We start from the raw sequence: 15,084 nt of genomic DNA on the forward strand, positions 1-15,084 counted from the left end.
TGCGTCTCTACCCGCGGAACCGGGTCCGCTATGATCCGCCCGCGATTCGCCCCACCACCACGGAAAGATAATTCATGCACATCACTGTCGCCCACATTTCGCCGATCCTGTCGTTGATTGCGGGCGTGCTCATCCTGATCATGCCGCGGCTTCTCAACCTCATCGTCGCGATCTTTCTCATCATAAATGGTGCGATAGGGCTCGGATTGTTGAAGTGGCTCCATCTCTAGGCCTTCATTTTCCGGAACTCTTCGACTTGCGCGGGCCTGCCCAAAGTGGTGTAAGGCGCGCGATTTCCCTTTCCTCTCGCAGGTTGTGTGCAAGCTATGGCCAAAGCCGCCTCGAAGCCTAAGAAAATACCAGCGAAATCAAAGTCCTCCGTCAAGGCGAAAGCCGCGCCGGCGGCTCGCAAGGCGCTTTCCAAGAGCGCCCCGAAGCCGATTGCCAAGCCCGCGGCCAAGTCGGCTGCGAAGTCCGCCGTCAAGGCGGTTTCAAAGGCTGCGACCAAGCCGGTTGCGCCGAAGGCCGCTGCCAAGGTCGCTCTGAAGCCGACACCGAGCAAGCCTGCGCCAGCTGCGGCCAAGGCCGGCAAATGGGTGTTCACGTTCGGCGACGGCAAGGCCGAGGGCCGGACGGAGATGCGCGACCTGCTCGGCGGCAAGGGCGCCAACCTCGCCGAGATGGCCAATCTCGGCCTGCCGGTGCCTCCCGGCTTCACCATCCCGACCTCGGTCTGCACCTACTTCTACGCACACGGCAAGACCTATCCGAAGGAGTTGCAGTCGCAGGTTGAGAAGGCGCTCGACCATGTCGGCAAGTTGACCGGCAAGGTGTTCGGCGACACCAAGAACCCGCTGCTCGTTTCCGTGCGCTCCGGCGCGCGCGCCTCGATGCCGGGCATGATGGATACCGTGCTCAATCTCGGCCTCAACGACGAGACCGTGGAAGCGCTCTCGGAACTGTCGGGCGACCGCCGCTTCGCCTATGACAGCTACCGCCGCTTCATCACCATGTATTCCGACGTGGTGCTCGGTTTCGAACACCATCACTTCGAGGAAATCCTCGACACCTTCAAGGACAGCCAAGGCTACACGCTCGACACCGACCTGTCGGCTGAGGACTGGGTCGAGCTGGTCGGCAAGTACAAGGACGCGGTCGCGCGCGAGACCGGGAAGAATTTCCCGCAGGATCCGCACGACCAGCTCTGGGGCGCGATTGGAGCGGTGTTTTCATCCTGGATGAACGCACGCGCGGTGACCTATCGCAAGCTGCACGACATTCCGGAATCCTGGGGCACCGCGGTCAACGTGCAGGCCATGGTGTTCGGCAACATGGGCGAGACGTCGGCGACCGGCGTCGCCTTCACCCGCAACCCCTCGACCGGCGAGAGCAAGCTCTACGGCGAGTTCCTGATCAACGCGCAGGGCGAGGACGTGGTGGCGGGCATCCGCACGCCGCAGGACATCACCGAGGAAGCGCGGAAGGAATCCGGCTCCGACAAGGCGTCGATGGAAGCGGCGATGCCCGAGGCCTTCAAGGAGCTGACGCGGATCTACACGCTGCTCGAGAAGCACTACCGCGACATGCAGGACATGGAGTTCACGGTCGAGCAGGGCAAGCTCTGGATGCTTCAGACCCGCGGCGGCAAGCGTACCGCCAAGGCGGCGCTGCGCATCGCGGTCGAGCTCGCCAATGAGGGCCTGATCACCAAGAAGGAAGCGGTGACGCGGATCGATCCGGCTTCGCTCGACCAGCTGCTGCATCCGACCATCGATCCCAACGCCAAGCGCGACGTGATCGCGACCGGCCTGCCGGCTTCGCCCGGTGCGGCCTCCGGCGAGATCGTGTTCTCCTCGGACGAAGCGGCCAAGCTTCAGGCCGACGGGCGCAAAGTGATTCTGGTCCGCATCGAGACCAGCCCCGAGGACATCCACGGCATGCACGCCGCCGAAGGCATCCTCACCACCCGCGGCGGCATGACCTCGCATGCGGCGGTGGTCGCGCGCGGCATGGGCAAGCCCTGCGTCTCCGGCTGCGGCACCATCCGCGTCGACTACGGCCGCGGCACCATGAGCATCGGCTCGCGCACCTTCAAGACCGGCGACGTCATCACCATCGACGGCTCGCTCGGCCAGGTACTCGCCGGCCGCATGCCGATGATCGAGCCGGAGCTGTCCGGCGAGTTCGGCACGCTGATGAAGTGGGCCGACCAGGTCCGGAAGATCGGCGTTCGCGTCAACGGAGATACGCCGGACGATGCCCGCACAGCGATCAAGTTCGGCGCGGAAGGCATCGGCCTGTGCCGCACCGAGCACATGTTCTTCGAGGAGACCCGCATCCGCACGGTGCGCGAGATGATCCTCTCGGAGGACGAGCAGTCACGCCGCGCAGCGCTCGCCAAGCTGCTGCCGATGCAGCGTGCCGACTTCGTCGAGCTGTTCGAGATCATGAAGGGCCTGCCCGTCACGATCCGGCTTTTGGATCCTCCCCTCCATGAATTCCTGCCGCATACCCATGCCGAGGTCGAGGAAGTGGCGCGCGCCATGAACACCGACCCGCGGCGCTTGGCCGACCGCGCGCGCGAGCTGTCGGAGTTCAACCCGATGCTCGGCTTCCGCGGCTGCCGTATCGCGATCGCTTACCCCGAGATCGCCGAGATGCAGGCGCGCGCGATCTTCGAGGCCGCGGTCGAGGCCGAGAAGCGCACCGGCAAGGCCGTGGGCCTCGAGGTGATGGTGCCGCTGATCGCCACCAAGATGGAGCTCGACCTCGTCAAGGCGCGCATCGACGCCACCGCACAGGCCGTGATGCGCGACACCAACACCAAGCTCGCCTATCAGGTCGGCACCATGATCGAGCTGCCGCGCGCCTGTCTGCTCGCGGCCGAGATCGCGGAGAGCGCCGAGTTCTTCTCGTTCGGCACCAACGATCTGACGCAGACCACCTACGGCATCAGCCGCGACGATGCCGCGAGCTTCCTCGGCACCTACGTGTCCAAGGGCATCCTTCCGATCGATCCCTTCGTCGCGCTCGATCAGGAGGGCGTCGGCGAACTGGTCAAGATCGGCGTCGCGCGCGGCCGCAAGACCCGCCCGAAGCTCAAGGTCGGCATCTGCGGCGAGCATGGCGGCGATCCCGCTTCCGTCGCCTTCTGCCACAATATCGGCCTCGACTACGTCTCCTGCTCGCCCTACCGCGTGCCGATCGCCCGCCTCGCCGCGGCGCAAGCCGCACTCGGCAAGGCAGTCGCGAGCCAGGCGTAAGGCGATTTGAAATGTTGAATGCGAAGAGGCGGGGCCCAACCCCGCCTCTTTCATTTTGAGCGGCACTCTTGCCACGCCGTCATTGCGAGCGCAGCGAAGCAATCCAGAATCCCTCCGCGGCGGCAGTCTGGATTGCTTCGCTCCGCTCGCAATGACGAGACTGTTGAACGCGCATGCCGCCACACTCTCGGTGTCATCGCCCGCGGGGCATGACTGCTGTGGTGTGGAAGCGCTGTGTGCAAACGCCAACGCCGGGAACTCGTCGCGCGTCCCGTAATGATACGTGCGCGCAAGAGTTCCTTCACCATTCGCGTTGACCAGATGTTTACCGCTTCGCGTGAGGCGGCATTTACCAAGGCGCATCATTGCCCCGTGAAAACACCTGCAATCGCTTGAGTGTGCCGCGCGCGCAACGCCGATTAACGCCCCGGCAACCTAAATTGGATACTTACGAAAAAGATCGAATTGCACGGATGTACTGCGGTTCGATTTGTCTGGCGTTAGCGTAGCGTGAGCGTATCGATGTCAGTGTTGCGTAACCATCCGAAGGGCGCGCGGTTCGCGTCCTTCGGCATCGGTCTCTGCATCTTCGCATTGATGCCGAGAGAGACCGGCTATCAGGATATTGCCTCGCTGCTGGCGCGTCAGCCCGGCGTCGCCGAGCGTTGGCAGAAGCAGGTGTATTCCGCGGCGTCCTCGATCCAGCTCGCCACCTACAGTTTTTCCCGCCCCATCGGCACCTCGGTTCCGCAGAGCGCGATGGTTCGCCTCGCAAGCCTCGATGGCCGTGACGTCACCGGCGCGATCAGCCGCAATCCGGCGCTTCAGGCGCCGCCGCGCTACCAGGCCGCCGACTTTCCCAAGGTCGATCGCTCCATGAAGGGTGATCGCCTCGCTATCGTACCACCGACGACGTCTCCCGACGCTGCCGCACCGACCGCAACCCCCGCGCAGGAAGATCCCGCGACGTCGAACAGCTCGGTGTTCGGCGCCAAGACTGCCGCGTTGCCGCAAGCGATGTCGCCGGAGTCCGCAGCCGCGCTCGACCCCGAGCTCCAGGAAGCGCTTCGCGCGCCGCCGTTGCCGCAATATGCCAATCCGCCGAAGGCCAGCGACCTTGCGCGCTCGTTCGCGGTTCAGCCGCTGGAGGCGCTGAAGCGGGCCACGGCGCCCGCCGCGCCGGCGCGCGATCCCTTCAGCGTCAAGACCGCGAACCTGTTCTTCGGCAGCTCCTCGCTCGGCGGCAATCTCGAGAGCATCGAGAGCTGGCAGCCCGGCGCCGAGCCGCTGATCGTGATGCCCGACCCCGACATGAAGGTGACGGCCTCGCTGACGCCGCCGTCGGAGGAGATCGCCAAGGACATCGAGAGCGGCGAGAGCGTCGCGCCGAAGGGCGAGGTCAATGCCGACAACCAGCGCGCCAGGTCGCCGGCGGAGCGGCTCGCACTCGACGACAAGTCGCGCGCGAAATCCGAGAAGTGCCTCGCGGAAGCGGTCTACTTCGAGTCCCGCGGCGAGGCCGTGCGCGGCCAGATGGCGGTCGCGCAGGTTGTGATGAACCGCGTGTTCTCCGGCAAATATCCCGACACGGTGTGCGGAGCAGTCTATCAGAACAAGCACCGCCATTTCGCCTGCCAGTTCACCTTTGCCTGCGACAACAATCCCGACGTGATCCGCGAGCCCGAGATGTGGGAGCGCGCCAAGAAGATCGCGAAAGCGATGCTCGACGGCCAGATCTGGCTGCCCGAGGTCGGCAAGTCCACGCATTACCACGCCTATTGGGTGCGCCCGTCCTGGGTCGCCGAGATGAAGAAGATGTACAAGACCGGCGTGCACACCTTCTATCGCCCGCGCGCCTGGGGCGACGGCAGCGAGGAACCGAGCTGGGGCTCTCCGGCCCAGACTGCCGCACTCTCCGCCGAGCTCACGCAGGAAGCCAAGAGCTCCGCCGAGATGGGTGTGAGCGAGCGGCGCTGAGATAGCTTACGGCTGTCGCCGTAAGCGCAGCCGTGCTCCCTCGCCCCGCTTGCGGGGAGAGGGTTGGGGTGAGGGGGACTCTCCACGGGGACGGTGAGAGTTAGACTCGCGGAGACTCCCCCTAACCCGGAATCCGCGCTTTCAGCGCGAATTCCGGCCTCTCCCCGCAAGCGGGGAGAGGCAAAGAAATCACGCCTCGATATCCAGTGCACAATCGAAATTCGGCGCCGAATGCGTCAGCGCGCCGGACGAGGCGTAGTCGACGCCGGTCGCTGCGATTGCGGCGATCGAGTCCAGCGTGACGCCGCCGGATGCTTCCAGCTTGAGCCGTCCCTCGCTCATCCGCACCGCCTCACGCAGCGTCGCAAGGTCCATGTTATCGAGCAGTACGGCGTCAGCCATCCCCGTGTCCAGCACCTCGCGCAGTTGCGCCAGCGTATCCACCTCGATCTCGATCTTGATGAGATGGCCGGCGTGGGCGCGTGCGCGCTCCAGCACGGGGCGGATGCCGCCGGCGACCGCGATGTGGTTGTCCTTGATCAGGATCGCGTCGTCGAGGCCGAAGCGGTGGTTGAAGCCGCCGCCGCAGCGCACCGCGTATTTCTCCAGTGCGCGCAAGCCCGGCGTGGTTTTTCGCGTGCAGCAGATCCGCATCCTGCTGCCTTCGGTGCGCGCGACATAGTCCGCCGTCAGCGTCGCGACGCCCGACAGCCGCCCGACGAAGTTCAGCGCGGTCCGCTCCGCGGTGAGAATGGCGCGCGCGGGACCGGAGATCGTCAGCACGTGCTGCCCGCGGGCCATGCGCGCGGCGTCGCGAACATGCGCGCGCACCTCGATGTCGGACGACAGCTCTTGCAGCGTCGCCAGCGCCAGCGGCAGGCCGGCGATCACGCCGGACTGGCGTGCGACCAGGATCGCCTTTGCTTTTGTCGCCTCCGGGATCGTCGCGAGCGAGGTGATGTCGCCGGCGCGGCCGAGATCTTCGTCGAGCGCGCGGTGCACGGACTCGTCGATCGCGAGCGGCGAGAGGAAGGCGTCGGGATAGAGCAGGGATGTCGGGGTGATCATAGAGGACTCCGTCAGGCGATCATGGGTTGCGCGATGCGCGGCATTGGGCGTTCGGTGAGGTTTTCTGCGACCTCGCGCGCTGCTGCGAGGGTGGTCATCGTTCTCTTCGCCTGCGCGGGGAGATCAGCCGGATGATCGGAGCGGAAATGCGCGCCGCGGCTCTCGCACCGCGTCCAGGCCGCAGCGGCGACGAGCAGGGCTGTTGTCGCCATGTTGCGGACAGCGATGCTCGTTGCGTCACGTTCGAGCGCAGCGAAGCTGTGCACGGCCTCCGCAAGACCGTCACCGTGACGGATCACGCCGACATGCGCGCTCATCGTCGCGCGCAGCCGCTTCACGACCGCGGCATCCGGTGCGCCGCCGCGCGGCGCCACCAATGCGTCGGGAAGGCGGGCAGCCGAGGGGATGGCGCGGCCGGCGATGTCGTCGGCGATGCGTGCGGCGTAGATCACGGCCTCCAGCAGCGAATTCGAGGCGAGGCGGTTGGCGCCATGCGCACCGGTGGAGGACACTTCGCCGCCGGCCCATAGCCCGTCGATCGAGCTGCGGCCGCGCCCGTCCACCGCGATGCCGCCCATGTGGTAGTGCGCGGCGGGCGCGATCGGGATGGCCTGCGTGGCGGGATCGATGCCGGCGGCGATGCAGCTCGCATGCACGGTCGGGAATTTGTCGGCGAAGCGTGCGCCCAGCGCCTGCCGTGCGTCGAGGAATGCGCCGCGCCCGGCCGCGATCTCGGCGAACACGCCGCGGGCCACGATGTCGCGCGGCGCGAGCTCGGCGAGCGGATGACGCGCCAGCATGAAACGCTCGCCATCGGCGTTGATCAGCGTCGCCCCTTCGCCGCGCAGCGCCTCCGTCGCCAGCGGTGCCGGATCGCGGCCGACCATGATGGCGGTGGGGTGAAACTGCACGAATTCAGGATCGGCGATCACGGCGCCGGCGCGCGCGGCGATCGCAAGGCCCGATCCGCTTGCTTCAAGCGGATTGGTGGTGACGGCATAGAGATGGCCGAGGCCGCCGGTCGCGAGCACCACCGCGCGTGAGGCGAGCAGGACCGGCGGGGCGGCAGGATTGCCGGCCTCGCGCAGCTGAAGGCCGGAGACGGCGCCGTCTTCCGTCAACAGCGCTTCGGCGACGAAACCCTCGATCAGCCGGATCGACGGCGTCCGGCGCGCGGCCTCGCCCAGCGCCGCGATGATCGCTGCGCCCGCACCGTCGCCGCGCACATGCACGATGCGGCGCGCCGAATGCGCAGCTTCCCGCCCCACCGCGAGCCTGCCTTCGAGATCGCGGTCGAACGGCACGCCATAGGCGAGCAGGTCGTGGATGCGCGGCGCGGCCTCGCGGGCGATCCCGAGCGCGACCGCTTCGTCGACAAGGCCGCCGCCGACGGCAACCGTATCTGCGGCATGTGCTTCCGGAGTATCGCCCTCGGCCACCGCCGCGGCGATGCCGCCTTGCGCCCATGCGGACGAAGCGCCCTGTCCGAGCGGTGCCGCCGAGATCAGCGTCACCGGCCGCGGCGCGAGCTTCAGCGCACAGAACAGTCCGGCAAGGCCGCCGCCGACGATGACGACATCGTCGGTGCTGCGAGTGAGGTTGTGGATGTTGTTTGTTGTCATGGCTTTCTCCAAGCTCTCAACCGTCGTCCCGGCGAAGGCCGGGACCCATACTCCGCAGCAGTAGTTGTTTGGCTAAGCTGCTTGACGTCGTTCTCTGCAACCACACCTTCCTGTGGTTATGGGTCCCGGCCTTCGCCGGGACGACACTGTGGGTGTTGCTGCTGTTTGATGCTCAATTCTTCAGATTGATCATCCGCTCGACCGAGCGTCGCGCGCGCACCGCAAGCGCGGGATCGATCGTCACCTCCTCGCGTAGCGTCAGCAGGCTCTCCAGAATGTTGGCGAGCGTGATGCGCTTCATGTGCGGGCAGAGATTGCAGGGGCGGAGCATCTCCACGTCAGGCAGCTCGGCGCGTACATTGTCGGCCATCGAGCATTCGGTGATCATCACGAGCCGCCGCGGCCGCTTCGCGCGCACCCAGTTGATCATGTGTGCGGTCGAGCCGGTAAAGTCGGCCTCGGCCAGCACGTCGGGCGGGCATTCGGGATGGGCGATGATCTGCACCGAGGGATCGGCCTCGCGAAGCTCACGCAGCTCTCCGCCGGTGAAGCGCTCGTGCACCTCGCAGGCGCCCTTCCAGGCGATGATCTTCACGTCGGTCTTCGAGGCCACGTAGGTCGCGAGATAGCGGTCGGGCAGGAAGATCACACTCGGCGCATTGAGGCTCTCGACTACCTGCACCGCGTTCGACGAAGTGCAGCAGATGTCCACCTCGGCCTTAACCTCCGCCGAGGTGTTGACATAGGCGACGACGGGAACGCCGGGAAATTTTTCCCGGAGCAGGCGAACGTCGGCGCCAGTGATGCTGGCGGCAAGCGAGCAGCCGGCGCGCGAATCCGGAATCAGCACCGTCTTGTCCGGGTTGAGCAGTTTCGAGGTCTCCGCCATGAAGTGCACGCCGCACTGGACGATGATGCCGGCCTTCACCTTGGTGGCTTCGACGGCGAGCTGGAGCGAGTCGCCGCCGATGTCGGCAACGCAGTGGAAGATCTCCGGGGCCTGGTAATTGTGCGCGAGGATCACTGCGCCTCGCGCCTGCTTCAGCTCGTTGATCGCCTTGATGGTCGGCGCCATCAGCGGCCACTCGATCGGCGGGATCACGTGCTTCACGCGCTCATAGAGCGGCGCGGTGGCGCGCTCGACCTCGTCAGTCCATTCCAGCGAGGGCATCGGCAGTATCGATCCCGTTCGTGCCGGCGCGGCGCGTGGGAAGGGCGTGATCTGGTTCGTGGCTTGGCCCTGCGGCCGGTTGGCAAAGTCGTCGGGGCCGTAAAGTCCAGTGATCGGCATCAAAGCCTCCCGCTCGTGTTATTATGCTCAATGTGAGTATATTCGGGGCCCGAGAAATCCGGCCGAGAGGCCGGGTCGCACGTCGTCATCGCCCTAATATGCTCAATCTGAGTAAATCAAAGATATCACGCATGGCCGGGAGTTGCTAGGTCTGCTCGCACACATTCCCGTCAAGTCGCGCTCCGCGGCGCCGGACCAGGTCTGGTTGAAACGCAATGCTCGCGCAGCAGCCCTTCGGAGAACGCAATCATTTTTGACTTGGGATGTTCATGCATTTGCATTAAACGAGCTGACCTGTGGCTGCCTATTTCGGATCCGCCAACGACAAGATGAGGAACACCATGTCGACACAAGTGGGCGAACTCGGTCCGGTCTCGCGTTCCTCCACCTGGCGCACGCCGGCAATCATCATCCTCTGCGGCTGCGCCATCGGCATGCTCGGCTTCGGCCCGCGCTCGGCGCTCGGCTTCTTCGTGCAGCCGATGAGCCATGAGTTCGCCTGGGGGCGTGACGTGTTCGGCCTCGCCATCGCCGTGCAGAACCTGTTGTGGGGATTGGGCCAGCCGGTCGCCGGCGCGGTCGCCGATCGATTCGGCCTGTTCCGGGTGATGTGCGTCGGCGCGCTGCTCTATGCCGGCGGCCTGCTCCTGATGCGCTACTCCTCGACGCCGCTGTCGCTGAACTTAGGGGCGGGCGTGATGGTCGGCTTTGGTCTTGCCGGCTGCTCGTTCAACCTGGTGCTGTCGGCGTTCAGCAAGCTGTTGCCGCCCGAGAAGCGCGGCCTGGCGCTCGGCGCCGGTACTGCGGCGGGCTCGTTCGGTCAGTTCCTGTTCGCGCCGATCGGCGTCGCGCTGATCGACAATTTCGGCTGGCAGCAGGCGCTCACTGTGTTCGGCTTCCTGATGCTGCTGATCATTCCGCTGTCGCTGGCGCTCTCGACGCCGCCGGTCGCAAGCACGGCAAGCGCGGCGCCTGCGGATGAGCAGACCTTCATGAAGGCGCTCGCGGAAGCCTTTGGCCACCGCTCCTATGTGCTGTTGGTGCTCGGCTTCTTCACCTGCGGCTTCCAGCTTGCTTTCATCACGGTGCATCTGCCGGCGTTCCTGGTCGATCGCGGCATCTCGACACAAACCGGCGGCTGGGTGATCGCGGCGATCGGCCTGTTCAACATCATGGGATCGCTCAGCGTCGGTTATCTCCAGAACTCGCTGCCCAAGCGCTACATCCTCTCGACCATCTATTTCACCCGCGCGCTTGCGACGCTGGCCTTCATCTCGTTCCCGATCACGCCGTTCTCGGCGATCGCGTTCGGTGCGATCTCCGGCCTGACCTGGCTGTCGACGGTGCCGCCGACCTCGGCGCTGGTCGCGCTGATGTTCGGCACGCGCTGGCTCGCGACGCTCTATGGCTTCGCCTTCGTCAGCCATCAGGTCGGGGGCTTCCTCGGCGTCTGGCTCGGCGGCATCGTGTTCGAGCGGTTCGGTTCCTACACGCCGATCTGGTGGCTCTCGATCCTGTTCGGCGTGCTCTCGGCGCTGATCAATCTTCCGATCGTGGAGAAACCCGTCGCGAGAGCGGTTGCGCAGCCTGCCTGATCGGCTAAACATCCCCGTCAAACAAGTCAGGGAGTTCAGCTGTGGCCACGTTCAAGGCGATCCGGATCGACAAGGCGGACAAGGGCACCACCGCGCAGCTTACGCAGTTCGACGAAGCCGAGCTGATGGAGGGCGACGTCACCGTCCGCGTGGAATGGTCGACGCTGAACTACAAGGATGGCCTCGCGCTCACCGGCAAGGCGCCGGTGGTGCGCCGCTTCCCGATGATCGCCGGCATCGACTTCGCCGGCACGGTCGAGCAATCCTCGCATCCGCAGTGGAAGGCGGGCGACAAGGTCGTCTGCACCGGCTGGGGCATGGGCGAGACCCATCTCGGCGCTTATGCCGAGAAAGCGCGGGTGAAGGGCGACTGGCTGGTCGCCCTGCCGCAGGGCCTGTCGGCGCGCGACGCCATGGCGATCGGCACTGCCGGCTTCACCGCAATGCTCTCGGTGCTGGCACTGGAGAAGCACGGCCTGTCGCCGAAGAGCGGCCCCGTGGTGGTGACGGGCGCGGCCGGCGGCGTCGGCTCGGTCGCGACCGCCGTGCTGTCCAAGCTCGGCTATCACGTCATCGCCTCGACCGGCCGCACCTCGGAAGCGGATTACCTGAAGCACCTCGGCGCCGCCGAGATCATCGACCGCAACGAATTGTCGGCGCCGGCCAAGCCCCTCGCCAAGGAACGCTGGGCGGGTGGTGTCGACAGCGTCGGCTCGACCACGCTGGCCAACCTCCTGTCGATGACGAAGTACGGCGGCGCGATCGCGGCGTGCGGCCTTGCCGCCGGCATGGACCTGCCGTCTTCTGTCGCACCTTTCATTTTGCGCGGAGTGTGCCTTCTCGGCATCGATTCCGTGATGTGCCCGATCGAGCCCAGGAAGGCCGCATGGCAGCGTCTGGCGTCCGATCTGGACCGGTCTAAACTATCTGAAATTACTCACGAAATTCCGCTCGCCGAGGTTTCCGAATGGGGCGCGAAAATCCTGTCCGGCCAGGTCCGCGGCCGGATCGTGGTAAAAATTGTCTAACGGCGTTCAGACTTTACCAACCAAGCTGCTTCAATGTCGCCATGGTTAGTATGGTAAGCAGCGGGTAAAGAGATAAGGCATCGCCCGCTGCGGGGGTCGGTTCGGAGTTGAGCATGCTTGCGCGTATTGTGTTGGGGGCTGTCACGGCTGCGGCGACGATTGCGCCGGCCATTGCTGGAGGCATGAACGCCGACGAGGCACGTCGCTTCGTCGCCGGCAAGGTGTTCGCCTTCACCTGTTTCGACGGCACCCGCGGCGCGGGCCGAATCCTGGATGACCTCGGCGCCGCCGGCGCCGTGCAGTTCTCGGGCGCGGGCCCGGTCCGCCATCTCCGCCTGCCCGGCAACACGCTCCAGATCCGTGGCCAGAACGTCTGCGCCTCGATCAAGGGCATTCCGTTCGAGCCCTGTTTCAACCTGGAAAAGACCGACGATCGCAGCTTCCGCGGCTCGGTGTCGGGCATGGGCTTCGCCTATTGCGACTTCCACCACCAGGGCGGCAACCAGATGCTGATGGCGCGCGCCGTCGCGCGGCCGCGCTCGCTGCGCTCTTCTGAGCACACGGGGTCGGTCGCTACGCCGAACACCGAGGTCGCCGCGCGCGTCGAGACCCCGCGTGTTGAGAGCAGCCGGCTTGAGCCGGTGAAATCGGAAAGCAAACCGGAGCCCGCGAAGAACGAAGGCCCGCTGGAGCTGCGCCGCTCGACCCAGTGAGCGGCTGCGCGGGACCGTCCGCGCACTTTCTCGTTGAAGACGTCCATCGAACACGAAGCCGCCGCGCCGTAGTCATACGGACGGCGGCTTTCATGCGTTGGTAGCTGTTCGCGTCCCAGTTTGCGTACGGCCGGGGGGCGCGGCCCGATAAAAGGGTTCAACGATGTCGCTGTACTTCTTCCGCATCAGTACCGGTCGCTATTCCGGCGCCGCCGATCAGCCGTATGAGTTCGAGGATCGCGCGGCCGCGTGGACCGAGATGACCGAGGTCTGCGCCAATCTGCTCGGCGGCATCTCGCGCACCCTGAAGCCGAATGCCGAGTGGTGCATGGAGCTGCTCGACGAGAACAAGAAGCCGGTGTTTCGCATCAGCCTCGTCGGGGAGACGGTGAACTGACACCGCCGCGAATGACGGCGCGGGCGTTAACGAACGCGAAGCATGCAAATCCGAGAAGCTTCATTTCGCTGCGCGTGAAACGTGTGGAAGTCCACAGATTTAAGCCGCGTTTTCCGTACTTCTACCTAAGACGCGAGGGTCCCGCTTAACGTTAATGAGTAACCTGCCGGTTAGCCTTCCCGGGATGTTCACGCGCTTCGTCGCGGCAATGCGTATCCCGGGGAAAAGTTCGATGATGGTCATTCAGAATCTGCGAATCGGCACCAAGCTCGCCATCACCTCCGCGCTGACAATCGGGCTCGTCGCGCTGATGATCTTCCTCCAGATGAGCGGCAGCACCGAGGTTCAGAGGCTCGGCAACGGAGTATCGGGACAGCAGACGATCGCGCAAAACGCCGCGGAAGCGAAGGCCTCGGTGCGAGGGATGCAAATCGGCATTCGCGACATCCTGACCTCGTCCTCGCCCGCGGAGATGCAGAAGGCGGTCACCTATTTCAACGACCGGCAGACGGCGGCCCTGAAATACTCCGGCGAAATGGCCAAGCTCTCGCGCTCGGCGGAAAATCGCAAGCGGATCGATCGCCTGACCGTGCTGATCGGCGAATTCGGCAAGGGTGAGCTGCAGATCGAAGCCATCCGCAAGCAGGAGCTCGCGCTCGATGGGAAGAAGGACGGCGAAGCGGCGGCGCAACTCGCAAAGCTCGTTGCCGAGGTCGATCGCATCCGCAAGGGGACGCTGGCGCCGATCAACGAAGAGATCTCCGAGCTGGCCAATCAGATCACCGACTTCGCCAAGCAGAGGAGCGTCGAGACGCGCACCGAGGCAGAGGCCGAAGCCGCGTCGGTTGCGCGGACGTCGCTCGTCACCGGCGTGCTGGTCGCGCTGGTTCTGATCGGTGCCTGCATCTTCTCCGTCTTCAGCATTGCGCGGCCGATGCGCGCACTCACGGCCGCGATGGAGAAGCTCGCTGGCGGCGACTTTTCCGTGGTGCTGCCAGGCCTCGGCCGCAAGGACGAGGTTGGCGAGGTCGCCGGTGCCGTCGAGAAATTCAAGATCGTGTCCGAGCAGAAGGCGCGCGAGGAAGCGGAGGCCAAGATGCGGCAGGATCAGATCGCGGCCGAGCAGCGCAAGGCCGAGATGCGCAGGCTCGCCGACAGCTTTGAAGGCGCCGTCGGTGAGATCGTTGGCACGGTGTCGTCGGCCTCGACCGAGCTCGAGGCATCCGCGACGACGCTGACCTCGACCGCCGAACGCACGCAGCAGCTCACCACCGTGGTTGCAGCAGCCTCGGAGGAAGCTTCCACCAACGTGCAGTCGGTAGCGTCCGCGACGGAGGAACTGTCGTCCTCGATCACCGAGATCAGCCGGCAGGTGCAGGAATCCGCGCGCGTGGCGAGCGAGGCCGTCGGCCAGGCCCGCACCACGACCGAGCGCGTCAGCGAGCTGTCCAAGGCGGCGACGCGGATCGGTGACGTCGTCGAGCTGATCAACACCATCGCGGGCCAGACCAACCTCCTGGCACTCAATGCCACGATCGAGGCGGCGCGCGCCGGCGAAGCCGGCCGCGGCTTCGCTGTCGTTGCCTCCGAGGTCAAGGCACTCGCCGAGCAGACTGCGAAGGCGACGGGCGAGATTGGCCAGCAGATCGCCAGTATCCAGACCGCGACCGAGCATTCGGTCGGCGCGATCAGGGACATCAGCGACACCATCGAGAAGCTGTCGGAGATTTCCTCGACCATCGCAGCGGCCGTGGAGGAGCAGGGCGCGGCGACGCAGGAGATCTCCCGCAATGTGCAGCAGGCCGCGCAAGGCACACATCAGGTCTCGTCCAATATTACGGACGTGCAGCGTGGCGCGAGCGAGACCGGATCGGCCTCCTCGCAGGTGCTGTCCGCCGCGCAGATGCTGTCCGGCGACAGCAATCGCCTCAAGCTCGAGGTCGGCAGATTCCTGGAGACGGTGCGCGCCGCCTGAGGGCGGCCGTCCTCACTGGTCACCCGACGGCTGCAACCGTCGCGCGAGGACGTGCGGTGGTTCGCATGCGTTCGCGGCTGGATGCGCGATCAGAAGAGCTGCACGGTTAACCTTCCGGAAAAGCGATGCAGGCATCATCTCCGCAATATTCCGCG

Annotated in this window: 11 protein-coding genes; 8 read left to right on the forward strand and 3 right to left on the reverse strand. The window is 65.6% G+C overall.

Annotated elements, in window-relative coordinates:
* The first annotated feature begins 74 nt into the window (after positions 1 to 74).
* From BJA_RS12485 to BJA_RS12495, 3 genes are all read left to right on the forward strand, one after another.
* Positions 75 to 230, forward strand: a complete 156-nt coding sequence (locus BJA_RS12485) for a DUF3096 domain-containing protein (RefSeq protein WP_074077234.1) — start codon at positions 75 to 77, stop codon at positions 228 to 230.
* Between the two features lie 96 nt (positions 231 to 326).
* Entirely contained in the window at positions 327 to 3,263 is a 2,937-nt protein-coding gene (ppdK, locus tag BJA_RS12490) for a pyruvate, phosphate dikinase (protein ID WP_063921419.1), read from the forward strand.
* 522 nt (positions 3,264 to 3,785) lie between these two features.
* Complete coding sequence (locus BJA_RS12495; protein WP_038965917.1) at positions 3,786 to 5,240, forward strand: cell wall hydrolase; 1,455 nt, start codon at positions 3,786 to 3,788, stop codon at positions 5,238 to 5,240.
* 189 nt (positions 5,241 to 5,429) lie between these two features.
* Here the strand turns inward: BJA_RS12495 and nadC are convergent, their stop codons facing one another.
* The 3 genes from nadC to nadA form a co-directional block, all read right to left on the reverse strand.
* Positions 5,430 to 6,308: a carboxylating nicotinate-nucleotide diphosphorylase gene (gene nadC / locus BJA_RS12500; RefSeq protein WP_011085327.1), complete on the reverse strand. Its 879-nt coding sequence runs from the start codon at positions 6,306 to 6,308 to the stop codon at positions 5,430 to 5,432.
* Positions 6,309 to 6,319: 11 nt separating this feature from the next.
* Entirely contained in the window at positions 6,320 to 7,930 is a 1,611-nt protein-coding gene (locus tag BJA_RS12505) for an L-aspartate oxidase (protein ID WP_011085328.1), read from the reverse strand.
* 172 nt (positions 7,931 to 8,102) lie between these two features.
* Positions 8,103 to 9,221, reverse strand: coding sequence for a quinolinate synthase NadA (gene nadA, locus BJA_RS12510; protein ID WP_011085329.1), 1,119 nt, complete (start codon positions 9,219 to 9,221; stop codon positions 8,103 to 8,105).
* A 341-nt stretch (positions 9,222 to 9,562) separates the two neighbouring features.
* Between nadA and BJA_RS12515 the strand changes: the two genes are divergently transcribed.
* The 5 genes from BJA_RS12515 (at position 9,563) to BJA_RS12535 (ending at position 14,929) form a co-directional block, all read left to right on the forward strand.
* Entirely contained in the window at positions 9,563 to 10,816 is a 1,254-nt protein-coding gene (locus tag BJA_RS12515; RefSeq protein ID WP_038965920.1) for an MFS transporter, read from the forward strand.
* 41 nt (positions 10,817 to 10,857) lie between these two features.
* On the forward strand, positions 10,858 to 11,844 hold the full coding sequence (locus BJA_RS12520; protein ID WP_011085331.1) for an MDR family oxidoreductase: 987 nt from the start codon (positions 10,858 to 10,860) through the stop codon (positions 11,842 to 11,844).
* Between the two features lie 113 nt (positions 11,845 to 11,957).
* On the forward strand, positions 11,958 to 12,557 hold the full coding sequence (locus BJA_RS12525; protein ID WP_011085332.1) for a hypothetical protein: 600 nt from the start codon (positions 11,958 to 11,960) through the stop codon (positions 12,555 to 12,557).
* A gap of 163 nt (positions 12,558 to 12,720) precedes the next feature.
* Positions 12,721 to 12,954, forward strand: coding sequence for a DUF6894 family protein (locus BJA_RS12530; RefSeq protein ID WP_028175619.1), 234 nt, complete (start codon positions 12,721 to 12,723; stop codon positions 12,952 to 12,954).
* Between the two features lie 232 nt (positions 12,955 to 13,186).
* The gene (locus BJA_RS12535; protein WP_028175620.1) at positions 13,187 to 14,929 is read left to right on the forward strand and encodes a methyl-accepting chemotaxis protein; all 1,743 of its coding nucleotides are present in this window, start codon (positions 13,187 to 13,189) and stop codon (positions 14,927 to 14,929) included.
* Positions 14,930 to 15,084 lie beyond the last annotated feature (155 nt).

The organism is Bradyrhizobium diazoefficiens USDA 110 (assembly GCF_000011365.1).
Lineage (GTDB): Bacteria > Pseudomonadota > Alphaproteobacteria > Rhizobiales > Xanthobacteraceae > Bradyrhizobium > Bradyrhizobium diazoefficiens.